This is a genomic window from Vibrio cyclitrophicus (assembly GCA_023206055.1).
In the GTDB taxonomy this organism is placed as follows: domain Bacteria; phylum Pseudomonadota; class Gammaproteobacteria; order Enterobacterales; family Vibrionaceae; genus Vibrio; species Vibrio cyclitrophicus_A.
The window spans coordinates 3,311,360-3,336,468 of record CP065366.1 but is presented as its reverse complement, the minus strand read 5'-3'; the positions used below and the strand labels follow the sequence as shown (position 1 = coordinate 3,336,468).

The 25,109-nt window shown below is 45.4% G+C and carries 19 protein-coding genes; 13 read left to right on the top strand and 6 right to left on the bottom strand.

The genetic code is table 11. The annotated features are described in order from the left end of the window. The first annotated feature begins 25 nt into the window (after positions 1-25). From ITG09_14870 to ITG09_14810, 13 genes are all read left to right on the top strand, one after another. The gene (locus ITG09_14870) at positions 26-874 is read left to right on the top strand and encodes a Dam family site-specific DNA-(adenine-N6)-methyltransferase (GenBank protein ID UPR51932.1); all 849 of its coding nucleotides are present in this window, start codon (positions 26-28) and stop codon (positions 872-874) included. 200 nt (positions 875-1,074) lie between these two features. Continuing rightward, a complete protein-coding gene (locus tag ITG09_14865) occupies positions 1,075-1,749 on the top strand; it encodes a ribulose-phosphate 3-epimerase (GenBank protein ID UPR51931.1) in 675 nt (224 codons plus the stop codon). A 119-nt stretch (positions 1,750-1,868) separates the two neighbouring features. Continuing rightward, entirely contained in the window at positions 1,869-2,555 is a 687-nt protein-coding gene (locus ITG09_14860) for a phosphoglycolate phosphatase (protein ID UPR51930.1), read from the top strand. A 151-nt stretch (positions 2,556-2,706) separates the two neighbouring features. Then, positions 2,707-3,723: a tryptophan--tRNA ligase gene (gene trpS / locus ITG09_14855; GenBank protein UPR51929.1), complete on the top strand. Its 1,017-nt coding sequence runs from the start codon at positions 2,707-2,709 to the stop codon at positions 3,721-3,723. A 579-nt stretch (positions 3,724-4,302) separates the two neighbouring features. After that, the gene (locus ITG09_14850) at positions 4,303-5,406 is read left to right on the top strand and encodes a porin (GenBank protein UPR51928.1); all 1,104 of its coding nucleotides are present in this window, start codon (positions 4,303-4,305) and stop codon (positions 5,404-5,406) included. A 22-nt stretch (positions 5,407-5,428) separates the two neighbouring features. After that, on the top strand, positions 5,429-8,626 hold the full coding sequence (locus ITG09_14845; GenBank protein UPR51927.1) for an ExeM/NucH family extracellular endonuclease: 3,198 nt from the start codon (positions 5,429-5,431) through the stop codon (positions 8,624-8,626). 114 nt (positions 8,627-8,740) lie between these two features. Next, positions 8,741-12,118 (top strand): ExeM/NucH family extracellular endonuclease, encoded by a 3,378-nt coding sequence (locus ITG09_14840; protein UPR51926.1) that lies wholly within the window; start codon positions 8,741-8,743, stop codon positions 12,116-12,118. Positions 12,119-12,164: 46 nt separating this feature from the next. Further along, positions 12,165-13,058, top strand: coding sequence for an endonuclease (locus tag ITG09_14835; protein ID UPR51925.1), 894 nt, complete (start codon positions 12,165-12,167; stop codon positions 13,056-13,058). 146 nt (positions 13,059-13,204) lie between these two features. Further along, a complete protein-coding gene (locus ITG09_14830) occupies positions 13,205-13,783 on the top strand; it encodes an aminodeoxychorismate/anthranilate synthase component II (GenBank protein UPR51924.1) in 579 nt (192 codons plus the stop codon). A gap of 465 nt (positions 13,784-14,248) precedes the next feature. Beyond that, complete coding sequence (locus tag ITG09_14825; GenBank protein ID UPR51923.1) at positions 14,249-15,460, top strand: aspartate aminotransferase family protein; 1,212 nt, start codon at positions 14,249-14,251, stop codon at positions 15,458-15,460. Positions 15,461-15,567: 107 nt separating this feature from the next. Further along, complete coding sequence (gene astA, locus ITG09_14820) at positions 15,568-16,587, top strand: arginine N-succinyltransferase (protein ID UPR51922.1); 1,020 nt, start codon at positions 15,568-15,570, stop codon at positions 16,585-16,587. 39 nt (positions 16,588-16,626) lie between these two features. Further along, positions 16,627-18,084, top strand: a complete 1,458-nt coding sequence (astD, locus tag ITG09_14815) for a succinylglutamate-semialdehyde dehydrogenase (protein ID UPR51921.1) — start codon at positions 16,627-16,629, stop codon at positions 18,082-18,084. 213 nt (positions 18,085-18,297) lie between these two features. After that, the gene (locus ITG09_14810; protein ID UPR51920.1) at positions 18,298-19,089 is read left to right on the top strand and encodes a DUF1338 domain-containing protein; all 792 of its coding nucleotides are present in this window, start codon (positions 18,298-18,300) and stop codon (positions 19,087-19,089) included. 184 nt (positions 19,090-19,273) lie between these two features. Here the strand turns inward: ITG09_14810 and crp are convergent, their stop codons facing one another. The 6 genes from crp to ITG09_14780 all read right to left on the bottom strand — a co-directional run bounded on the left by crp (position 19,274) and on the right by ITG09_14780 (position 25,055). Further along, positions 19,274-19,906 (bottom strand): cAMP-activated global transcriptional regulator CRP, encoded by a 633-nt coding sequence (crp, locus tag ITG09_14805; protein ID UPR51919.1) that lies wholly within the window; start codon positions 19,904-19,906, stop codon positions 19,274-19,276. A gap of 239 nt (positions 19,907-20,145) precedes the next feature. Further along, a complete protein-coding gene (locus tag ITG09_14800; GenBank protein ID UPR51918.1) occupies positions 20,146-21,015 on the bottom strand; it encodes a phosphoribulokinase in 870 nt (289 codons plus the stop codon). Positions 21,016-21,092: 77 nt separating this feature from the next. Then, on the bottom strand, positions 21,093-21,305 hold the full coding sequence (locus ITG09_14795) for a YheU family protein (protein UPR51917.1): 213 nt from the start codon (positions 21,303-21,305) through the stop codon (positions 21,093-21,095). Between the two features lie 95 nt (positions 21,306-21,400). Further along, the gene (locus ITG09_14790; GenBank protein UPR51916.1) at positions 21,401-22,393 is read right to left on the bottom strand and encodes a hydrolase; all 993 of its coding nucleotides are present in this window, start codon (positions 22,391-22,393) and stop codon (positions 21,401-21,403) included. A gap of 272 nt (positions 22,394-22,665) precedes the next feature. Then, positions 22,666-23,136, bottom strand: coding sequence for a TIGR02444 family protein (locus ITG09_14785; GenBank protein ID UPR51915.1), 471 nt, complete (start codon positions 23,134-23,136; stop codon positions 22,666-22,668). Further along, positions 23,133-25,055 carry an ABC transporter ATP-binding protein gene (locus ITG09_14780; protein UPR51914.1) on the bottom strand — a complete coding sequence of 641 codons (1,923 nt, stop codon included), beginning with the start codon at positions 25,053-25,055 and terminating at the stop codon, positions 23,133-23,135. The genes ITG09_14785 and ITG09_14780 overlap by 4 nt, the downstream gene beginning before the upstream one ends. Positions 25,056-25,109: the final 54 nt, after the last annotated feature.

Here is a 25,109-nt window from a genome sequence, read left to right as displayed (position 1 = left end):
TTTGAGTTGATAGATAGAGCAGTAAATGAAAAAGCAGCGTGCCTTTCTAAAATGGGCTGGTGGTAAATATGGCCTAGTTGAAGACATCCAACGTCACCTGCCACCTGCTCGTAAATTGGTAGAACCGTTTGTCGGTGCCGGCTCAGTATTTCTGAATACTGACTTTGAACAGTACCTGCTTGCAGATATCAATCCCGATCTTATCAACCTGTACAACCTACTTAAAACCGATCCTGAAACTTATATCACGGAAGCGAAGCGCTGGTTCTGTCCCGAGAACAATCGCAAAGAAGTTTTCTTAGATATTCGCGCTGAGTTCAATGGTACAGATAACGTCATGTATCGTTCGTTGGCTTTCTTGTATATGAACCGATTTGGCTTCAATGGCCTATGTCGTTACAACAAGAAGGGCGGTTTTAACGTTCCATTTGGTTCTTATAAAAAACCTTATTTCCCAGAAGCTGAGCTGGAGTTTTTTGCCGAGAAAGCGAAAAAAGCCACCTTTGTTTGTGAGGGGTACCATGAAACCTTTAGCCGCGCCCGTAAAGGCTGTGTGGTTTACTGTGATCCTCCATACGCACCACTGTCGAACACGGCTAACTTTACCTCTTATGCGGGTAATGGCTTCAGCTTAGATGACCAAGCGGCCTTGGCTGATGTTGCAGAAAGAGCGGCAATGGAACGAGGCATCCCTGTCTTGATTTCAAACCATGACACCACCTTAACGCGCCGTTTATACCATGGTGCAGAACTAAACGTGGTCAAGGTTAAGCGCACCATCAGCCGTAACGGCGCTGGCCGTAATAAAGTTGATGAGCTATTGGCGCTTTTCCATAAAGAGAAAAACCAGCAGCACGCTTCAGAAGAATTATAGCGGCCAACATAACCCTCGAACTCATTAAATTGAGTGACCAACGGGTACTTTCATAAACTAATCTTTCGAACTGCTAGGATCTGCTTAGGTGCTTAGGTAGAATTGCACACCAAATAGCCTTGGAATTGAGTCTTGTATTTGTATATGAGATGTCACAAGGCGGTGATATTCTCAATTTACTCACTCTTAAGAGGTTTGGTATGAAAGATTTTCTAATCGCTCCATCGATTTTGTCTGCAGATTTTGCTCGTCTTGGTGAAGACGTAGAAAAAGTACTCGCAGCCGGTGCTGATGTTGTGCACTTCGATGTGATGGACAACCACTACGTACCGAACCTGACTTTTGGCGCACCTATCTGTAAAGCGCTGCGTGACTACGGCATCACTGCTCCTATCGATGTTCACCTAATGGTTAAGCCTGTGGACAGCATTGTGCCTGAGTTTGCGAAAGCCGGCGCATCAATGATTACCTTCCACGTTGAAGCATCAGAGCACATCGATCGCACTCTACAGCTAATCAAAGAACACGGTTGTAAAGCGGGTGTGGTTCTTAACCCAGCAACACCGCTGTCTTGCCTAGATTACATCATGGACAAAGTAGACATGATTCTACTAATGTCTGTGAACCCTGGCTTCGGTGGCCAATCTTTCATTCCTCACACGCTAGATAAGCTACGCGCTGTTCGTAAACTTATTGACGAATCTGGCCGTGATATCCGCCTTGAGATTGATGGCGGCGTGAAGGTTGATAACATCCGTGAAATCGCAGAAGCGGGCGCAGATATGTTCGTTGCCGGTTCAGCTATCTTCAATCAACCGGACTACAAAGAAGTGATTGATGAGATGCGTGCAGAGCTTGCAAAAGTTAACGCATAAAAGTAGAACTAAGGTCTGTTGACCTAAAATCAAAAAATTTAGATTAAGGGGCTCATTGGCCCCTTTTTTACGTCTTATAGCTCAACTCATAAGACGACAATTATAAATAGGAAAGTAAGATGTCATTAAGCTCAATAAAACTGATCGCCTTTGATTTGGATGGAACCTTGTTAGATAGCGTGCCTGATTTGGCTGTCGCCGCTGACCAAGCTTGTCAGGAACTGGGTTTTTCTTCAGTAAGCGAAGAACAAGTTCGCGACTATGTAGGCAATGGTGCTGACGTGCTTATCGGGCGTTCACTCAGCCGCAACCTTACGGTTGACCCAAGCCTAGAGCCTGAGCTGTTAAAGAAAGCGCGCATCCTGTTTGATGATTTCTACGAGCAGGGTGGCCACAAGCTAAGCCACCTTTATCCATCAGTAAAAGAAACGCTCGCTGAGTTGGACAAAGCGGGCTTCACCATGGCGCTTGTAACCAACAAGCCATCGAAATTTGTACCAGACGTTCTGGCGCAGCATGGTATCGATAAGTACTTTGTTGATGTGTTGGGCGGCGACTCTTTCCCAGAGAAAAAGCCGAACCCAGTCGCGCTGAACTGGTTGCTAGAAAAGCACAATGTGAAAGCGGAAGAGATGTTGATGGTTGGTGATTCAAGCAATGACATCAAAGCAGCTAAGAACGCGGGTTGTCACTCGTTTGGCCTGACTTACGGCTACAATCATGGCGAGCCAATTTCAGCATCAAACCCTGACTATGTGGCGGATAACGTTGCTCAATTACTAGATGTCGTTCTAGTTTCAGCATAAAGCGTACAAAAGTTAGCTAACCCACTAGCAAAATACTTATCAATGAGTACACTGGATGAGCCGCGCAGAAAGAGCTGTGCGGCTTTTCTATATTTAAGTTAAGAAGCTAAGCGTTCAATAAACTTAGCGAATAAGCAAAGGAATTAAAACCATGAGCAAGCCCATCGTATTGAGTGGTGTTCAACCATCTGGTGAACTAAGTATCGGTAACTACTTGGGTGCTCTACGTCAATGGCAACAGATGCAAGATGATTACGATTGCCAATACTGTGTTGTAGACCTTCACGCAATTACGGTTCGCCAAGACCCGAAAGCACTGCATGAAGCGACTCTAGACGCACTAGCAATCTGTCTTGCTGTCGGTGTTGATCCAAAGAAGAGCACGCTATTTGTTCAGTCACACGTACCAGAGCATGCTCAACTTGGTTGGCTTCTTAACTGTTACACGCAAATGGGTGAACTGAGCCGTATGACTCAGTTTAAAGATAAGTCTGCACGTCACTCAAACGACGTAAACGTAGGCCTATACGACTACCCAGTGTTGATGGCTGCAGACATCCTGCTTTACGGCGCTCACCAAGTGCCAGTCGGTAGCGACCAGAAACAGCACCTAGAGCTAGCGCGTGATATCGCCACTCGTTTCAACAACATCTACGGTCCTGAAACGCCAATCTTCCAAGTGCCAGAACCTTACATTCCAACAGTGAATGCACGTGTAATGAGCCTGCAAGACGCGACTAAGAAGATGTCTAAGTCGGATGATAACCGTAAGAACGTGATTACTCTGCTAGAAGAGCCTAAGTCGATCATCAAGAAGATCAACAAAGCGCAAACCGATGCAGAAACGCCACCACGCATTGCTCACGATTGGGAAAACAAAGCGGGTATCTCTAACCTGATGGGTCTTTACTCAGCAGCGACGGGTAAAACGTTTGAAGAGATCGAAGCGCAGTACCAAGGCGTTGAGATGTACGGTCCATTCAAGAAAGACGTAGGCGCAGCATTGGTTGAGATGCTTGAGCCTATTCAATCTGAATACCACCGTATCCGTGCTGACCGTGCTTACATGGACGCAGTAATGAAAGCGGGTTCTGAAAAAGCGTCTGAGCGTGCTGCAGTCACACTGAAAAAAGCATACGAAGCAGTCGGTTTTGTTACTCGCCCATAACTTAAATGCTCAAGTTGACCACCAAAGCCCTTGCCTAGTGCAGGGGCTTTTTGTTTCTACTGGTTTTATTTTACAAAGAGGTGTATTCATTAGTTCGATGTATAACAGTGGTAATTAATATATATGTAAGTGTGCGTAATCAAACACACCTTAATTGTTATATTGTACCAATTTTAAACTCTAAAATTAGGTCTTATTAATAATTCTATTAACACTTAGGTAATTAATTTTCTGAGATCTATAGCAATATTTTTATCATTTAGATGCAATGCTCTATTGTACATTACTCATTTTGTTGAATTTATAACCACCCTCGTAATATTCACGACATAAATGTGAAATAAATCTCATTTATTGTGCTTATCACTTTATCTAGTTACATAAAAGTAAGAGATTACACAGGTTTAATATAACTAAGTAAGCTTGGCTACATTCAGAATCACTTTGGTGAATCTGTGCTTTTTTACGCGTAAATTTCAGCTGAAATCATATTTATAAAATTAACGGATGAGATTTTTGCACGCTAACTGGCTTTGGAACGATATTCCATTACGAGTGTTGAATTTAAGGAAATAAGTGATGTTAAAAAGAAATGCAGTGGCGCTAGCAATTTCTTCTTTATTCATGGCATCGGCAGTAAATGCTGTAACCATCTATGAAGATGAAAATGGTGACTTCGTAAAACTCTATGGTGAGGTCGGTGTTGGTGGTCATATTGGTGCTAACTATAAATACGGCGAGTTTTACGCAGACCAAACTTTCATTGATGACTCATTCGCAACTATGGGTGTGAAAGGCAAAAACGACAAGATGCACTATCGCTTAGAGCTGGACTACGAGCGTGAGAACTGGGAATACGGTTCTGGTGATATGGTTCTGGCGATCGATAAAGTCTTTATTGGATATGATCTGTACAAGAGCAAGAATCAAGAGCACTACGTAGAGGTAGGTCTAACCGATACTGCATTTGATGATTACGACAAGTGGGGTGACTTCACTTTCGATACTACGGTCGAAACAGGTGAATCTGGCGACCAAGACATGACAGCAAAGTATGAAGGTAAATATTTTGGTGCAATCAAAGTAGGCGCTTCGTATACCAACCGTGCTGAGTCCTCTTCTGGCTCTGAGCTTGGCGAAGTCGTTAGTGGTTACATTGGTTACTTTGGCGATCGCTTCTCTGTGGTTGCAGGTGCGGAAGGTCGCGGCGGTTCTGATGGTAAATCGAAATACGGTGAGCAGCGTCTACTAGGTGCTGGTGCGCGCCTTGCGGTGACAGAAACATTTCACCTTGGTGTAAATGCATTCTACGAAGAAGAAGATATTGGCGAATGTACTTTATGGCAAGAGGACGATTTTTCTGGAGAAAGACAGTGTATTGGTGTGTTTAATGAGTACGAAACTCAAGAGAATAAAGGTTACCTTGCGTCTGCGAAATATCAGTTTACCGACAACTGGGAATTCACAGCATCTTACAACTTTGAAGAATATGAAAAGTGGGCGATTGATAACCGTAACGAACAAGCTGCAAGTGGCAACGATGCGCACAGTTGGGGTGATGAGCGAGTATGGGGCACATTCGGTGTTAACTACCGTCCCACGCCTTCTAGCGTGATCGCACTTGAGTGGAATACCGGTGAAGCAGCACAAGATGCGTACGCTTACGCACGCGTTTACTTCTAATTAAATCAGAGAGATATAGAAAATGAATAAGAAAATGACTCTACTTGCTGGTGCGATTAGTAGTGTACTTAGCGGTGCGGCACTGGCTGACATCAATAATATTCTGATTACAGAATATGTAGAATCGAGTGTTGATAGTTACGCAATCAACAGCGCGATTGAGATTACCAATACAGGTACCACGTCGTTCACCTTTACCGAGCATGCTCTGTATTACAGCGGTTACAAAAATAAAGTTTTAAAGCCGGATGATGCAACTCCAGTATTAAAAGGTGTCACTATTGCAGCGGGTGAAAGTATTGTTGTTGTGGGCGATAACGCGACTTCTGATTTGAAAGATGCAGTTGCAGCAAATAGTGCGACGATCGTTTATTCAGGCAGTTACGGCGGCATTGGGCATGACGCACTCAATTTTAACGGGGATGATCCAGTATGGATTGGTGCTGATGACAACCCAGATACCATTCACGACATTATTGGTGTTAGCGGCTCAACTTGGGGTAAAGAGGTTACTTTACGTCGTACTAAAGATGCAACAGCGCCAGATAGTTCGTATGTAGAACTGCATTGGGCTAACGTAGGTACGGATGTTTACGAAGACCTTGGTAAGCTGACGCTTGAAGAGCCACCAACGCCGCCGCCGCCGCCAGTAGAAGTCACAATCGCTGAAGTGCAGGGCACAGGTAAGTTCTCTCCTCTGGTTGAAGCTGAGTTTGGAACGCAATTAAAAGAAGACAAATTCTATGAGACTGAAGCGTCATACAAACTAACAGCGTATGTTGGTTACGTATTGCCAAGTGCTGGTAGTGGTCTTTCTAAAGGTTTCTTCCTTTACGATCACGATGGCAACCCGTTGACTTCAGATGGCCTGTTTGTATTCTCAAGCACTCAACCCGCCGTCGGTACAGAAGTGACCGTGATTGGTACTGTTCGTGAATATTTTGGTCAAACACAGTTTAATATGTCAGGAAACTGGGCAGAAACTGGCAATAGCGTTACTCCTCCGAGTCCTGTTGAGTTAAAACGTCTTCCAGAAGACGGTGCTTCTTTTGCAAATACGTTAGAGCGTCATGAGGGTATGTTCGTCAAACTTGTTGAAGACATGGATGACAACAAAGACGGCAACCAAGATATGCGCGTAACTCGTGCATTTGCTTTCGACTTCGAGCTTTACCATAAAGGCCAGTTCCGTAATAACTTGGCTCTAGCGTATGAAACACCGAACTTCCACCCAAACCAAGAGTATGTAGCAGGCAGTTTTGAATCGATCGCTAAGATTGAACAAAACCGCGATGCCACTCTGTTCCTAGACAGTGAAAAAGCCCCAAGTAACGGCAAGATCCCTTACTACGCAAACTTCAGCTACGATAATCCAATTCGTATTAATGATGGCATTAAAAACGTAGAGGGTGTGATTGCCTATACCTACGATGAATATCGCTTAGTAGTCAAGGATCCCGATGCCGGCGGTTATCAGATGACAAGTGCTGATATTACGCCGAATACGCCACGTCCAGTTTCAAGCTCTGGTGAGTACGATATCGTTAATGAAGAGTTCGATGCTGGCTTTACCGTTAAAGTTGCCACGCAAAACGTATTAAACCTGTTTAACTCTCCATACGGCGGTAGCTCAAATCAATTTGGTGATAACCGTGGTGCTGAATCGGAAGAAGAATACGAACTACAGAAAGCAAAAATTGTAGAGGCTATCTACGGTCTAGATGCAGATATTCTTGGTTTGATGGAAATCGAGAACAATGGTTTTGGTGACTTTGGTGCAATCAAGACGCTTCTAGCTTCTGTTAACGCAAAATACAATGAAGAAGATTATTCGAAGCGCGGTGATCAAGACTCGATCCATAATCGTTATGTGTTCGTTGGTTTCGATAAGAATGGCGATACCATTTTGGATCAAAACGACACCATTGGTACAGATGCTATTACGTCGGGTGTGATTTACCGTCCGTCTAAAGTTTCGATTGTGTCAGGTAAAATTATTCAAATGCCTGAGCAGCATGCTCCGCTAGTGGAATACCCTGATGGTGGCGCGATTATTGATGGTGACGGTGCCGTTCGTGAAAGTGGTGACAACTATCAACGTAATACAGTTGCGGCGACCTTCCATGTTCTCAACACTGGTAAACGTCTAACTGTTGCGATTAACCACTTGAAATCAAAAGGCTCTACTTGTCATGAAGATTGGGTTGGTTGGGAAACTTGGGCTGATTTTGATCCAGTAAATGATGACGTTCGCAACGATGACTACCAAGGCTCGTGTGAGAACTTCCGAGTATCGGCTGCATACCAGCTAGGTTCAGAAATGGCAAAGATTGGTGGCGACCAAGTGGTATTGGGTGACATGAACTCATACACCTACGAAGATCCAATGCTTGTTCTTACTGAGAACTCAACTGGCAAAGACATTTACGCATCAAGCTACACCTTTGTTGGTGATGAAGTGTTTGAAAAGAATGGTCAAAAGATCACGACAACATTTGGCTACCTAAATGCGGTTGACTTGAAAACACCGGCTGGCAAAACAACGTGGAGTTACTCATACAACAACGAGATCGGCTCTCTGGATCACCTTCTAATCACTCCTTCATTGAAAGATCGTTTAGTTGATGCCGCTGACTGGCACATCAATGCGGCTGAATCTTCATTGAATGACTACAGCAACTACAAGAAAGCATCAGACGAAGTTTCTAACCCATTTGCTAGAGAAACACCAATTCGTTCTTCAGACCACGACCCAGCAATGGTATCGCTAGGTTACAAGTATGGTGAAGCGGGTGAGTCGAATGTGAACATTGCAGTGAAGAGTGGCCGTGCTGATATCGCATTCCCGGTTTCGGCTGATGCGAAATCTGGTGATGTAGCTGAAATCTCTATCTCTCCACGTCCACAAAATGTCTCTCTACCGAAAGTGACATTGAGTCAAGATGGCGCACAAACAGTAATGTTTGACGTGGTTGGGCTTGATACAGGTGAATACACGATTTCCATGAAGCTAATGGGGGACCGCGTTGCTGCACAAAGTGCTGGTGCATCTTCTGCTCAAGTTATTGAGTCAATGACAATGACTACCAACATTAGTAAGCAAGACTCAAGCAATGTGTCACCAGTGACTCCTGAATACGATGGTTCAGGTGGTAGCTTTGGCTTCGGTGCTCTGTTGTCACTGATGGGTCTTGGTTTCTTACGCCGTCGCCGTCAGTAATTGATGAAAGGGTTAGTAGTTATCTGCTAGCCCTTTCTTTTGAGTAAAGCTGAGGAAACACAGCGTTAACTTGGCTGATATGGATATAAATCTGTTTACCTTTGAGGTTCAAACATGAAAAAAAGTTTAATAGCGATTGCTGTTGGTGCGGTTATTGCGCCTATGGCAAATGCCAATATCATCATCTCTGAGATCACTGAAGGTTCAGGGAGTAATAAAGCAATTGAAATTGCCAATGTCGGCTCTTCTTCTGCTACTTTGGATGGATATACCGTCGATCTTGCACCAAATGGTGGTGATTGGAACAGCAGTCAATCTTTAGATGGTGTGACATTGGCGTCGGGCCAAACTTACGTCATCGTCAACGCAAGCGCTGATGCTGAACTAAAAGGCAAAGGTGACGTTGAATCTACAGTAACTTACTTCAATGGTAATGATGCAGTGGCAGTGCGAAACAATGGCAGTGTTGTTGATATCGTTGGTGCTGGCGATGGCAGTAAGTTCAATGAAAACGTTACTTTACGCCGAACGGATATGTCTCCAAGTACAACTTATGATGCAGATAAGTTTGAAGTTGTAGATATGAATGATTGGAGTGATTTTGGCAAAGTTGAGCTAGGTGGCGGTGGTGCCGGTGAAGTTGTCATTACTGAATACGTAGAAGGTAGCTCAAACAATAAGGCGGTTGAACTCTATAACAATGGTTCTGAAGATATTGATCTAACAGGCTACAAACTTGTTCGTTATAAAGATGGTGATGTAAGCCCATTAGATATGGTGAGTTTTGATGGACAAACATTACCTGCGAATTCGGTATTGGTTGTTCTGCATGATTCTGCAGATATCACGTTAGATGATGGCGTTAGCTCGATTACCGGTGGTTTATACCACAATGGTGGCGACGCAGTCGGTCTGTTCAATGGCGATAGCCTAGTTGATGTAGTCGGTGCGGTTCCTACAGAGAGTGGCTGGGGTAAAGATGTCACTTTGCAAAGAAATGGTACCTCACCTTCAGCGACTTACAATGAATCAGACTGGACAGAGCTAGCGAAAGACACATTTGATGGCCTAGGCAAAGTTAATGGTTCGGTTGACCCAGACCCTGATCCAGATCCGGACCCATCACCAGATACACTGATCAGTCAGCTTCAGGGGGATTCTTGGGCTTCTCCATACACAGACCCAGCCAACGGTAAGTTCATCTCGGATGAAACCTTCACAGTAGAGGGTGTTATCACTGCGATTCAAAGTGAAGCGCTTGATGGTGATGTTGCGGTCGGTTTCTACATGCAAGATGAAACGCCAGACAGCGATCCAAAAACTTCTGACGGTATCTTTGTGGTCGGTGATGTAACTGGCTTAAGTGTGGGGGATAAGGTTCAGGTAACTGGCCCCGTTGAAGAAAACTTTGGTTGGACTCAAATTCCTGCGACAGAGATTAAAGCAGTAGGCACAGGTTCTGTATCGGCTGTGAACCTTGAGCAAATTGCCTCAGACTCGGAATTCGATTTCACGTTAGAGCGTCATGAAGGCATGCTGGTTAACCTAACTTCTGCGGTTGATATGCGTGTTTCACGTAGCTACAGCTTGGATGAAGGACCTCAGCGTTACAATCTAGTCCTTAGCCAAGGCAAAGCTAGCGTACACCCGAACCAAGTGAACTTCCCTGGTACTGACGAAGCAGCAAAAGTGGCGGACTGTAATGATGATGCACGCCTTGTGGTTGAATCATTTAAGAAAGATACGGTTGGCGCTCCGGCATGGTACCCAGACTTTGCTAAAACCGACATTGACCAAAATGGTTCGACAGAAGACTTTATTCGTGTTGGCGACCGAGCAAGTAACCTTCAGGGGGTGCTTGGGTACTCTTATTCAGACTACCGCTTCTACGTAACAGAAGAGGCGAACAATGATACTTTCATTGCACGTGGTAATAACCGTGACTTAGCACCTAAAGTTGATGCGGGTGATGTTCGTATCGCAACGTTTAACGCCCAAGAGTACTTCAATAGCTTGCAAGGTGGTGGTGAGAGCAATGACTTCTTAGCATTTGATGCAACACCTGGTGCGCAAGATTCTACTCAGTTTGATCATCAAACCGCGAAGCTTGTTGCGGCGTTAACTGCGCTTGATGCTGATATTGTTGGTTTGATGGAAGTTGAAAACAACGGCTTTGAAGAAAGCTCAGCGATTTCTTACCTAGTGACTCAACTTAATGCTGATCTTCCAGAGGCTAAGCAGTACAACATTGCTGGCAGTGAAGGACTAACAACGGTAGGTGAGCTAGCGACAGCGAACTTTGTTATTTTCCGTCCGAGCACAGTTGGCTTAGATTCGCTACAAGTGATCCCGATGCCGAAACAAGAAGCTGAAAATGGTGAGTTCACGACTCAACATGCAGCGGTTGTCCCAGTGTTCTCGTTCAAAGATCGTGAAGATAAGCTTGTGGTTGCGGTTAACCACTTTGCGGATAAAGACCAAGTTTGTCTAGAAGATACATCGGATGACGACCGCCAAGGCGGTTGTGAGAATTTACGTGTGTCTGCTGCGGATTACCTAGGCAAGAAGTTGGCTGAAATGGAAGGTGAAAAAGTCATTCTTGGTAGCCTGAATACATTCAACAATGAAGATGCAATCACGGTACTGACTGAACGTTCAGGCGCACCTGAAAACTATGAGATCAAGACGGCTGAGAAAACCTTTATCGGTGACGAGTCTCTACACGAAGAAGGTGTGGTTGTTGCCGATAGCTACGGTTTTGAGAACGTAATGGAGATTGTAGATCCAAATAGCTATAACGTAGTCCAAGGAGATGAGAATGGTAGTCTCGACTACATTCTGACTTCTGCAGGACTTAAGTCGAAAGTTATCGGTGCAACTCATTGGAATATCAATGCGGGTGAATCTCAAACATTGGATGCTAAACACGAACTTGGTCAAGCATACTCTGACTCGTTCCGCGCAGCAGGTCATGATCCAGTTGTACTATCGATTGCTTTTGCCGGTAAACCAATTGACCCAGTTGACCCTGTGTTCCCAGACCCTGATCAGCCAGTACAACCCGGTACGCCAGTAGAGCTTCCTGATGAGCCAATTAACGAACCTCGTCCACAGGCGCCTATTGGAGGTGGTACCTTTAATCACTTTGTTGACCTTACTCAGTATTCAGATTCTGCTTACTTAAAAGTGGGAGACGAAGTGTCGGTGAGCTTCAATAACGCTACTCAGGCATTTGTTGCGACCTCTTCAAATGTTCAGAAAGACGTGCTTGACCAGTTTGAAATTGCGCTGGGTTGGACGGAAGTGCCTATCTCAGGTCTAGAGGTTGGTGACTACACAGTAACAACTGCTGTTGAAGGTAAAGTGATTGAAACGCAGCAAGTGTCTATTACTCAAATGAGTGATTCTGGCAGCGATGGTGGTTCATTTGGCCCAGGCGGTCTATTGAGCTTACTAGGACTTGGCTTCCTACGTCGTCGTTTTAACAAGTAACCTCATTGCATTAAGGAGTAGGGGCTTTCTGCCCCTAATTAAAAGTATGAAAAAGACACTACTGACTTTACTTATCCCGTGTGCATTCAGTGTTAATGCGGCATATGAACAAGCACATGATCCACACGTTGTCGGCACGCTACCTAAGGTAACTTGTCAAACAACGATTGTTGAGCCACCAGTTCCACCGGGTGAAGTACACAACCCTGATGGCTACTACGACAGCGCATTGAACAAAACAGGCGATGAGCTGAAAGAAGCATTGAACAACATCATCTCCACTGGCGTGACGAAGTTACCATACTCATCAAGCAGCTTTGATGTTTGGGATGCTTTGGATGTAACTGATGAAGATCCAAATAACAGCAGCAACGTTATTTTGATGTATACAGGTCGCTCACAAGAGAAAGGCCAGAAAACGGGTCAGGGCAACCTTGGGCAAGACAACTGGAACCGTGAGCATACCTATCCGAAATCCAATGGCGGATTTAATAACTCTAGTGCATCAGCCTACACTGATATTCATCACTTACGTCCGACAGATGAGTCGGTAAACAGTAAGCGTGGTAACTTGGAGTTTGATCAGGGGGGGAATGAAATTACCGAAGCTCCGGGGAACTACAGTGATGGCGATTCGTTTGAGCCGCGCGATGAAGTGAAGGGTGACGTTGCTCGTATGATGTTCTATATGGCAACGCGCTATGAGGGTAAAGATACCAGCGATGTATCTAACCCAGACCTTGAACTTGTGTCGAGCGTAACTAATAACGGCACTGCTTTAGGTAATGTTTGTGTACTTCTAGAATGGAATGAGCAAGACCCAGTTGATCACTTTGAATTTAATCGCAATAGCAAAATTCAAAAGATTCAGGGCAACCGTAACCCATTCGTAGATAACCCTCATTGGGGTGATACTATCTTCGAGAAAGATTGTAAGTAATCATAGTAAAGCGATATGAGGCGCCTAGTGCGCCTCTTCTTTATTGGTCTCGTTTAAATAGTAAATAAGTAGAAAGACTTGCCTTTCTAATCTCTTACTGCACAATACACCCTGTCATTTTTTCAGCACTACTACGATTTCGACCCATGTTACTTATCATCGATAACTACGACTCTTTTACCTATAACTTGTATCAGTATTTCTGTGAGTTAGGGGTCACTGTGAAAGTTGTTCGCAACGATGAGATTGATATTGCGGGCATCGAAGCGCTGAATCCTAGCCATCTTGTTATCTCGCCGGGTCCTTGTACACCGGATGATGCGGGAATCTCTCTGCAAGTCATTGAACACTTCGTGGGTAAGTTGCCTATCTTAGGCGTGTGTCTTGGTCATCAAGCCATTGCTCAAGTCTTTGGTGGTGAAGTGGTTCGAGCCAGACAAGTGATGCACGGTAAAACCTCTCCCATCCGTCACAATGGCAAGAGCGTTTTTCAAGGGCTTAATAACCCTCTAACCGTGACACGTTACCATTCTCTAGTGGTGAAAAATGGCACGCTGCCTGACTGCTTTGAACTGACGTCTTGGACGGAATTTGAAGATGGCAGCATGGATGAGATCATGGGGTATCAACACAAAACCTTGCCGATTGATGCGGTGCAATTTCACCCTGAGTCGATTAAAACAGAGCAAGGACACCAGCTTCTCGCTAACTTCTTAGCGCGTTGAGTGTTTAAATTTGACTCTTTCTGCGTCTAAATAAGCCAGTTGAACCTGTTAGTCCATTCGTTAAGCGTTTAAATTCGGGCGCTACGCGTCTCTTACTCCTCTGACGCCGATCACTTTTTATAACATTTCTCTCTCTTCAGGCTAAGTTTTTAGCCTATGCAAAATTATTCGCCTTATTTCGTCTCGAACCCTATATACCGCAATGCCAGTAAGGCTTTGCTATTGCTGGTTATGCGTTTAGGTAAAAAAAGCTTCATAAAACAGATTAATTGATGCATAAATAGTCATAGGTAGTGACGTTTAGCTGGTTGTTAGGGATGGCTAAAGAATAATCTACTATTGAAAAGGTTAATTAAATGTAAATATAATGCTGCAGCGGGATTATGGCGAGAGAAAATATCTTTGTCTCACTTATGAACCAGTACGCTTATTTGCGAAGCTTGCGGTATCGAGAAGGAATGTACGATGACAGTGGAAAAAAAAGTAGAACGTAGTCTGTTTAATGAGGTGATGGTGCCTTGTTATAACCCAATGGAAATGATCCCAGTAAAAGGGGAAGGCGCACGCGTTTGGGACCAACAAGGCCGAGAGTATATCGACTTTGCTGGTGGTATCGCTGTGAGCTGTCTGGGTCACTGTCACCCAGCAATGGTTAACGCAGTTACTGAGCAAGCAAACAAGATTTGGCATTTAAGTAATGTAATGACCAATGAACCTGCATTGCGTCTAGCGAAGAAGCTAACAGACGTATGTTTTGCAGAGAAAGTATTCTTTGCCAACTCTGGTGCAGAAGCAAACGAAGCAGCATTGAAGCTAGCTCGTCGTTGGGCAGCAGATGTTCACGGTCCTGAGAAATCTGAAATCATTGCATTCAAACAAGGTTTCCACGGTCGTACTTTCTTTACCGTAACGGTCGGTGGTCAAGAGGCTTACTCTGATGGCTTCGGTCCTAAACCGGGCGATGTAACTCACCTGCCTTATAACGATATTGCAGCGCTAGAAGCGCACATCTCAGATCGCACATGTGCAATCATGATGGAACCTCTGCAAGGCGAGGGCGGTATCATCTCTCCAACATCTGAGTTTGTGAACACGGTTCGTGAACTGTGTGACAAACACAATGCGCTGCTTATCTTTGATGAAGTGCAAACGGGTAATGGCCGTACCGGTAACTTTTACGCTTACCAAGGTCTAGGTGTGACACCTGATATCCTAAGCACAGCGAAATCACTAGGTGGCGGTTTCCCAATCGGCGCAATGCTAACAACATCTGAACTTGCGACACACCTAAAAGTGGGTACGCACGGTTCTACTTACGGTGGCAACCCACTGGCGTGTGCCGTTGCTGAAGCCGTTGTTGACGTAGTAAGCCAACCTGAAACGTTGGCTGGCGTGAAAGAACGCGAAGCTATGTTCCGTGATGGTTTGGCTAAGATTAACGACAAATACCAAATATTCAGTGAAGTTCGCGGTAAAGGCCTATTGCTAGGCGCTGCGCTTAATGAAGCATGGCAAGGTCGTGCTCGTGATGTATTAGTAGCAGCAGGCGAACAAGGCTTGATGGTACTGGTTGCGGGTGCAAACGTGGTTCGTTTCACACCATCACTGGTTATCACTACACAAGAAATTGAAGAAGGTTTATCAAAACTAGACAAAGCAATCGCTACGCTAGTTTAGCCTGAGCGGCGTCATAGGAATGATCGCCATTAGAGCGATCCCATGACGTACTGCTAAGGGCCCAAGCTTCTGGTTTTGGGCCTGTTTTGCATCTGGAGGGAATATTGATGCTAGTTGTTCGCCCAATAAAATTATCTGATTACGATGCGCTGCATACCTGCGCGGTTGAATCTGGTCACGGATTCACATCTCTTCCGGTTAACGAAGAACTGTTAACCAACCGAATTACTCATTCTGAATACAGCTTTGCTAAACAAGACGTAACCGAACCCGGTGATGAAGGCTACCTAATGGTTGGCTTCGACACTGAAACGGGAGAAGTCGCAGGTACCACAGGTATCGAAGCCTCAATTGGCTGGGATGTTCCGTTTTACTCTTACCACATCAGCAAAGTGGTTCATTCATCGCAAAAGCTTGGCGTGAATAACGTCGTGAAGCTACTGACTTTCGGCAATAACTACACTGGATGCAGTGAGATCTGCACACTGTTCTTGCGCCCAGCTTTCCGTGGTGGATTGAATGGTCGTTTGATGTCTAAGTGTCGCTTCTTGATCATGTCAGAACACCCAGAGCGTTTCTCGAAAACGATTTTTGCTGAGATGCGTGGTGTATCCGATGCGGAAGGTAACTCACCTTTCTGGCAATGGCTGCAAGAGCACTTCTTCTCAATTGATTTCACGCTTGCCGATTACCTAACTGGTATTGGCAAGAAAGGCTTCATTGCTGACCTAATGCCAAAGCTGCCTATCTACGTGAACCTGCTGAGCAAAGAGGCTCAGGCGGTGATTGGAGAGGTGCATGATAATACACGTCCAGCACTTAAGTTGCTGGAACGTGAAGGTTTCACTAACCGTGGTTATGTCGACATCTTTGATGCAGGCCCAACGGTTGAGTGTGATTTAAGAAACATTGAATCCGTGCGTCATGCGATTCGAGCACAGGTTCAAATTGCAGAGCACTCCAGCTCTAAAGACTTCCTCATTGGTAATACCTCGTTTGAGAACTTCCGCGCAGTAGCCGCGAAAGGCGCGTATGACCAAGCAAGTGACACAGTGATTTTATCATCTGAAGTAGCAAGCGCTCTTGAAGTAAAAGAAGGCGAATTCGTTCGCATGTTGGCTCAATAAGAGCGGCGATTATCTGTCGAAGATTTTAAGGATAGAAGTATGACTCAGTGGATAGCAGGACAGTGGGTGGCAGGTCAAGGCGACGCCATGACATCAGTAAGCCCATACAACAATGAAGTCGTGTGGCAAGGCGATAGTGCAACACCAGCGCAGGTTGAATCTGCAGTAGCAGCGGCTCGCGACGCGTTCTTAGTTTGGAAAAAACTGAGCTTTGCAGAGCGTGAAGCGATCGTGTTGAACTTTGCTGAGAAGGTAAAAGAGAACAGCGAAGAGATTGCACAGATTATTGCAAAAGAGACGGGTAAACCGATTTGGGAAACTCGCACTGAAGCGGGCGCGATGGCGGGTAAGATCGCTATCTCTATTCGTGCTTACCACGAGCGTACTGGTGAGGCTTCACGTGAAGCGGCAGGCAACCAAATCGTACTGCGTCATCGTCCATTAGGCGTAATGGCGGTATTTGGTCCTTACAACTTCCCAGGTCACCTACCTAACGGTCATATTGTTCCAGCATTGCTATCGGGTAATACCGTGGTATTTAAGCCGTCAGAGCAAACACCTTGGACAGGTGAATTTGCGATGAAACTATGGCAAGAAGCTGGCCTTCCTGCTGGCGTGATTAACCTAGTGCAAGGCGCCAAAGAGACAGGCATTGCACTAGCCGATGCTAAAGGCCTTGATGGCGTGCTATTCACAGGTAGTGCCAATACTGGTCATATCCTTCACCGTCAATTCGCGGGTCAACCGGGTAAGATGCTGGCACTAGAGATGGGCGGTAACAACCCAATGGTGATCAGTGACCAATTTGGTGATGCTGACGCGACGGTTTATACCATCATTCAATCGGCTTTCATCAGTGCGGGTCAACGTTGTACATGTGCACGTCGCTTGTATGTTCCTGTTGGCGAGAGGGGCGATCAACTGCTTGATAAGCTCGTTGCAGCGACCTTGAAGATTCGTGTTGATCAGCCATTCGCTGAGCCAGCACCTTTCATGGGCCCACAGATCTCTGAAGCTGCGGCTAAGTTCATTCTGGACGCGCAAGCGAATCTTCAATCGTTAGGCGGTGTCAGCCTAGTCGAAGCAAAAGCGGGTGAAGCGGCGTTTGTTTCTCCGGGTATTATCGATGCAACCAACATTGCTGAGTTGCCAGATGAAGAGTACTTCGGCCCATTGCTGCAAGTGGTTCGTTACCAATCGTTAGAGCAAGCGGTTGAATTAGCCAATGACACACGCTTTGGTTTGTCTGCAGGTTTAGTTTCAACCGACGATTCAGAGTGGGAATACTTCGTTGACCATATCCGCGCGGGTATTGTTAACCGTAACCGCCAGCTAACAGGCGCAAGTGGTGATGCACCATTTGGCGGCCCGGGTGCTTCAGGCAACCTACGCCCAAGTGCTTACTATGCGGCGGACTACTGTGCTTACCCAATGGCGTCAATGGAAGGCGGTGAAACTCAACTTCCAGCAACGTTTAGCCCGGGTATTGAGCTTTAAATCTAGACTAATGAGTTTTAGGCTCATGCGTTAAGTTTGAAATAGGAAGTGGTGTTATCGCTTCCTTTTTCCATCACGTCCGACACCTAGATTGGGCGGTAGATAATAATAGAAAAAGTATGTCACAGGCTGATGGCTGCTGACTCTGTGTCTCAGCCTCTCCCTTTCTAATCCAAATTACTAGCTTGCTAGAACCTCTGACAAGGAGTCACCATGACGCCCGATCTACTCTTTAAATCACTATGGGATGATTACATTCATAGGCTTTGTCCATCGGCTGAGAAAGTACACCACTTGCTGAAAGAAGACGAAGCGCTGATTAACGATCACATTGCACTGCGTACTTTCAATGTAACTCCGCTGGGTATTGAAACACTGGCTAAGCCTTTCCTTGAGCTAGGCTATAAAGCATGTGGTGACTACCTGTTTGAGAGCAAGAAGCTAGTCGCGAAGCATTACGAGCACCCAGATCCAAAGCAACCTAAAGTGTTCATCAGTGAGTTAAAGGTAGAAGAGTGCTCAGGTGAGTTACAACAGATCGTTGCTAAGTTGGTTGAGCAAGTCGATGCAAGCAAGCTTCAAGGTCATGAATTCCTGTTTGGCGGACGCCTTTGGGATTTAAGCTTCGCGGATTTCCAAGTGCTTGCAAAAGAGAGTGAGTACGCGTCTTGGTTAGCGGCTCATGGTTACGGTGCCAACCACTTTACGGTGAGCGTAAACCAACTCAATGCCTTTGATGAAGTTCAGGCCGTGAATGACTATTTGAGCGAATCTGGTTTCACTATCAATGCATCTGGTGGTGAGGTTAAAGGCTCTCCAGAGGTCTTATTAGAGCAATCATCAACAATGGCAGACAAAGTCCCAGTTTCATTTGTTGAAGGCAATGAGATGATTCCTGGCGGCTTCTATGAGTTCGCTAAGCGTTATGCGATGGCCAACGGTGAGCTTTATACAGGATTTGTTGCAGCATCGGCTGACAAGATCTTTGAGAGCACCAACGGTTAAAGAAAGATACGAGCACGGGCTTTACCTTAAAGATGCGGGTACGCTTCGCTTCGAGAGTGTTTGCGCTTGGACGCGGGAGGTGTTCCATTCGCATCTAGCATCTGCTCTCTAGATCTTTAGAAAACAAAAAAGCCACCAAATTCGCATTTGGTGGCTTTCAAATTTTTGGCTCAGTTAATCGAGATTAACGAGTGCCGTATACCACGATAGTTTTACCGTGTGCAGAAATTAGGTTCTGCTCTTCTAGCATCTTCAAGATACGACCTACTGTCTCACGAGAACAACCAACGATTTGGCCAATCTCTTGACGAGTGATCTTGATTTGCATGCCGTCAGGGTGAGTCATTGCATCTGGCTGTTTCGCTAGGTTTAGTAGCGTTTGAGCGATACGACCTGTTACGTCAAGGAATGCTAAGTCACCAACCTTTTGGCTAGTTACTTGTAGACGGTTTGCCATTTGCGCTGAAAGGCGCATTAGGATATCAGGGTTCACTTGGATAAGTTGACGGAATTTCTTGAAAGAAATCTCAGCTACTTCACAAGGAGATTTAGCACGAACCCAAGCAGTACGCTCTTGGTCTTCTTCGAATAAGCCAAGCTCACCGATGAAGTCGCCTTGGTTTAGGTAAGAAAGAATCATTTCCTTACCTTCTTCGTCTTTGATAAGAACTGCCACAGAACCTTTAACGATGTAGTACAAGGTTTCTGCCTTTTCACCAGCATGAATCAAAGTACTTTTTGAAGGGTACTTATGAATATGACAGTGTGAAAGGAACCACTCTAATGTTGGATCGGTTTGAGGTTTACCTAGAACCATAATATCTCACTTCCTCTGCAGGGTATGCTTGCCGCTTTCCGTGTTTTAGCTAAGCCTGGATTGACTTGTAGGATAAGAGCACTCGTTGAGTGCTGCAAGCTATCTTGTGTTTCGTTTAAGAATAGTATCCTTTTTCAGGTACTATTTCTTGATTTTAATCGTGACCAAGCTACGATTTTTTACGCAAAATTGTGCACATGATCACGGTATGAAAAGTAATCAACCAGAATGTCGTTTTGTTAACCTATTTTTCCGGTTTCGATGAGTTGTTGCAGGATTGGCCTAACAATGAGCTCCATAGCAAAACTCATTTTGCCGCCTGGCACCACGAGCGTGTTATGACGAGACATAAATGATCCATCGATCATAGCCAGAAGGTAGGGGAAATCGACGTTTTTGATGCCACGCAAACGTATAACTACGAAGCTTTCGTCTAAACTTGGAATCCCTTTGGCGTTAAGTGGGTTCGATGTATCTACGGTTGGAACACGCTGAAAGTTGATGTGAGTACGCGAAAATTGCGGGGTAATATAGTTAAGGTAATCATCCATCGAGCGAACAATAGAGTCCATTACAGCTTCACGAGAATGACCACGATCGCGGGTGTCGCGAACGAATTTCTGGATCCATTCCAAGTTGACGATAGGTACCATGCCGATCAGCAAGTCGACGTGTTGAGAAACGTTAATGTCGCCGTCAACCACACCGCCGTGTAAGCCTTCGTAAAACATCACATCGGAATTTTCAGGGATTTCTTGCCATGGCGTGAAGGTGCCGGGCATTTGATTGTAAGGCACGGCTTCATCGAAGGTGTGCAGGTAGCTTCTTACTTTACCTGTACCTTCGTTACCGTATTTACGGAAGAATTCTTCTAGCGCACCAAAGTCGTTGGCTTGTGGACCAAAGTAGCTGATGTGCTTACCTTGCTCGCGCGCTTTACGGATCTCGACATCCATCTCTGGGCGAGTAAAGCGATGGAAACTATCCCCTTCAACCCAAGCTGCCTTCACGTCCATCATATTGAACATTTTACGGAAGGCTTCTGAGGTGGTGGTGGTGCCGGCTCCAGATGAACCCGTCACCGCAATAATTGGATGTTTAGCGGACATGACAACCCTTGTCTTTTGAGTAACTTACTTGTTAGCAATCGTTTACCACTATAACACGGCTCCTTTATGAGCGCAGCTTAGAAGCGTTTTGTGACTTGAATATCAACGGTTTCATGGAGCTCAGAAAACACGATGCTGACTTCTCCTGAAGCTAATTGATGTTTCACTTGGTCAATTTTGTTTTGCAGTGAAACCTCTACGTCGCCGTAGTCCGTGCCTTCACGCAGCACGAACTCTTTGATGAGGTTTTCCAGTGTCTCTGGCGCAATGTCTTGCCATGGGATGATCATAAATACTTCTCTCTTTTATGTTCATAGATATGTTTATTGATGTAGAAATGCGTGTGCTTAGTAATGTTTTGCTTCTATTTACTAACGCTCGGTCATTATGCCGAACCTTGGATACTTTCATAGTAGGCAGGCAAGGCTTCTTCTAGCCAAAACCTTGGCTTGAGTGTGCTGCCAGTAATAAACCCAACATGCCCGCCTTTTTGAAACAGACGATAATCGATGTTGTCGGGTAGAACGAATTTTGGAATCACATCATCGGTCATGAAAGGGTCGTCTTTGGCATGAATGATCTGAGTTGGCAGTTTGATCTTATTGAGCTTAGGCAGCGCAGAACATTGCGCATAATAATCTTGTGCATTTTTGAAGCCGTGCAGAGGCGCAGTGATTCGTTCATCAAACTCATACAGTTTGGTGATGTTCTTGATGGCTTCAGCGGTGATGCCAAGTTTTTCCTGTAGTAGGTTAACCTTTTTTAGCGCATTCGACTTTAGAGAGTTGAGCAAGTACTTCTTATAGAGCTTGGAGAAACCGCGCTCAATGCGACTAGAGCAACACGCTAAATCAAAAGGAGCAGATACGATTGTCGCCGCCGACAGTAATGGGTCGTCTGCGTACTCAGCCAAATAGTTTGCTAGCATGTTTCCCCCTAAGGATATACCAACCGCAACCTTAGGGTTATTCGGAAACTGGGCGTGCAGGTGTCTTAAGAAAAAGCGTGCATCTTCGACTTCACCTGAATGGTAAGCGCGAGCCAAGCGATTCGGTTTTCCGCTGCAACCTCTGAAGTGCATCATCACGGACAACCAACCATCCTTAGCAAACGCGTTCATCAGTCCATTAGCGTATGGGCTCTCAAAGCTACCTTCTAAACCGTGGAATAGAACGAATATAGGTTTGTTACTTCGGTCATCATTATCAGGGGTGTCACCGTCTGGTGATTCGCTCCAAGCAAGATCAAGAAAGTCACCATCGGGTGTTTCTAAGGTTTGCCAGTGAGGATTAAACAGCGCCTGCTTTCTAATAAACCTTGGCACTAAGGTTTGTAAGTGCGGGTTAGAGAGACCAGCGGCTGCGGTAAATATTGTCATAAAAACGATCCATGCTTCTTTTATGGGCTTTGATAACGTGTTGAGCTTGTAACGGAACGCCCACGTTTTATTCGAGCTTGGTTGATTCTCGGCATAAGCGCAAGGCTTTCACTTAACGAGATACAAAACAAGCTAAGGGTAACTGGTTGAGTAATATCAAGGTTAGGAGTGTTAAATACTTCATGGTGCGTATTAGTTAGCAAATGTACATGAAGAGCGAACGCACACCGTTAAGCTTGGATCTTGATTGCATAAAAAGGAAAGAGAACGAGCTAGGGCTGAGGTGCTGGTTCAGAAAAAGCGTTGTAGAGGTTCTCAGCCCCTAATAAACGACAGTATTGAAACGTGAGCGGTGATTGCTGGTTAGCGTACAGTTGTAGGGAGTTTATACAGTCGACAAGATCGGCTTGTTGTTGCTTCTCAAGCTGTAACTCAAACTGCAAGGCTTCACGGTATAGTGAGTCAAGAACGTGTGCTTTGAGGTGTTTACGTAGCTCTCTATAACTATGAAGCAGGGGTTCAGAGCGGCTCAAGCACTGTTGCACCTTGTGCCACTCTTCTTCAGCAAAAGACAATTGATGCTCATCAAGCCATTTGAGAAGCAGCAGTAGATTGACGTTGCCGTGGAACTGGTTTTGTAAAGCTAGGCACGCATCCTTTACACCGCGCACACTGTAATACTGAAGGCTAAATTGCCATAGTCGTTCCAGTGTTAGTGATATTGGGGCGTGCTCTGGGCTCATAAGCTATCCATATCCAGTTCCATCTGCTCAAGCTCTTCTTGAGTGGACATCCAATCCATTTCAACTTCTTCTAGCTGTGACTTACTGCTCGCTTGTAGAGCGAGTACTTTATTCAGTTTAGCCTTATTTTCAGCTTCATACAGTGAAGTGTCGGATAATTCTTGCTCAGCTTCTTCGAGAGATAGTGTCAGCTTATCCATTTGCTTTTCAAATTGAGTCAGCTTTTTACGCAGTGGTGCCGTCAGTTTACGGAACTCGGCTTCTTTACGTTTCTGCTCTTTTTTCGCGGCTGCACTGTTGGCGCCGTCTTTTGCTGGTGCCAATGCTTGTGCTTCTTTGCGCTCAACTTTCTGTTGTTCGGTTAGCCATTTGTAGTAATCGCTTAGATCACCATCAAACGGTGCTACTTGACGGTCGTGTACCAAATACAAGTCATCGGTAGTTGCACGCAGTAGGTAACGGTCGTGCGATACGATAACCATTGCACCTTCAAATGTCTGCAATGCAAAAGTCAGAGCCTGACGCATGTCGAGATCCAAGTGGTTGGTTGGTTCATCGAGTAGCAATAGGTTCGGCTTTTGCCATACCAGTAGCGCCAGAACTAAACGCGCTTTTTCACCACCTGAGAAGGGTGCCACTTTATCGAGCGCTTTTTCACCTTGGAAACCGAAGCTACCTAGGTAGTCACGCAGTTGTTGCTCGGTGTGCTTAGGGGCAATCTGCATCATGTGTTGCAGTGGTGTTTCTTCTGGATGCAGAGTCTCTAATTGGTGCTGTGCAAAGTAACCAATCTTCACGCCTTGTGAATAGCTCAGCTCACCGCCTTGTTGTTTCAGTTCGCCAGAAAGCAGTTTAATCAGCGTTGATTTACCAGCACCATTTCGGCCAAGTAGACCAATGCGACTGCCCGGTACTAGGTTCAGGCGAATCTTCTCTAGAATCAGATTGTCATCGTAACCGGCAGAGACCTCGTCCATCATCATGATTGGGTTTGGTAGTGCGTCTGGTTCTCTAAACTCAAAGCTGAATGGGTTATCAAACTGAGCGGGCAGCACTTGCTCCATTTTCTCTAGCGCTTTAATGCGGCTTTGCGCTTGGCGAGCCTTTGACGCTTTGTAACGGAAACGGTCAATGTAGCTCTGCATGTGAGACATCTGTTTCTGCTGCTTTTGGTACATCGCTTGTTGCAGAATCAGTTTTTGCGCTCGTTGGGTTTCGAACGATGAGTAGTTACCCGTGTACTCATTAAGCTGCTGATTTTCAACATGCACGATGCGGTTGACGATAGGGTCTAAGAAGTCTCTATCGTGCGAGATAAGCACTAGCGTGCCAGGGTAGCTTTGTAACCAACGCTCTAGCCACATTACTGCGTCTAAATCCAAGTGGTTGGTAGGTTCATCGAGTAGCAGTAGGTCACTGCGACACAGTAGGGCTTGCGCTAGGTTCAAACGCATACGCCAACCACCTGAGAATTGAGTCAGGTTCCATGTCATTTGTTCTTGGCTAAAGCCTAGGCCGTCGAGTAACTCGGCAGCGCGCGCCTTGATACTGTAACCACCAATGGTTTCAATCTTGCCGTGGATCTCTGCTACCAATGTGCCGTTGTCGGCTTGTTCCGCTTTCTCTAATTGATCTTCAAGGCCGCGGTATTCTCGGTCGCCATCAATCACATATTCAATGGCTGTTCTTTCTAATGCAGGTGTTTCTTGAGCAACCCAAGCCATTTCCCAATGGGCAGGTTTACTGAATGAGCCTGCATCAATAGACAGTTCGTCCTTAATTAAGGCGAATAGCGTAGATTTACCACAGCCGTTTTTACCAACCAAACCGATCTTGTCGCCAGGGTGAAAAGTCGCAGATGCTTGGTCGAGGAGTGGCTTACCGCCGCGTAGCAATTGAATATCAGAGAAAGTAATCATAATTGAAGTAGCATAGAAATTAGAGGTGAACAGACGCCTGCATAGTAGGCTGAA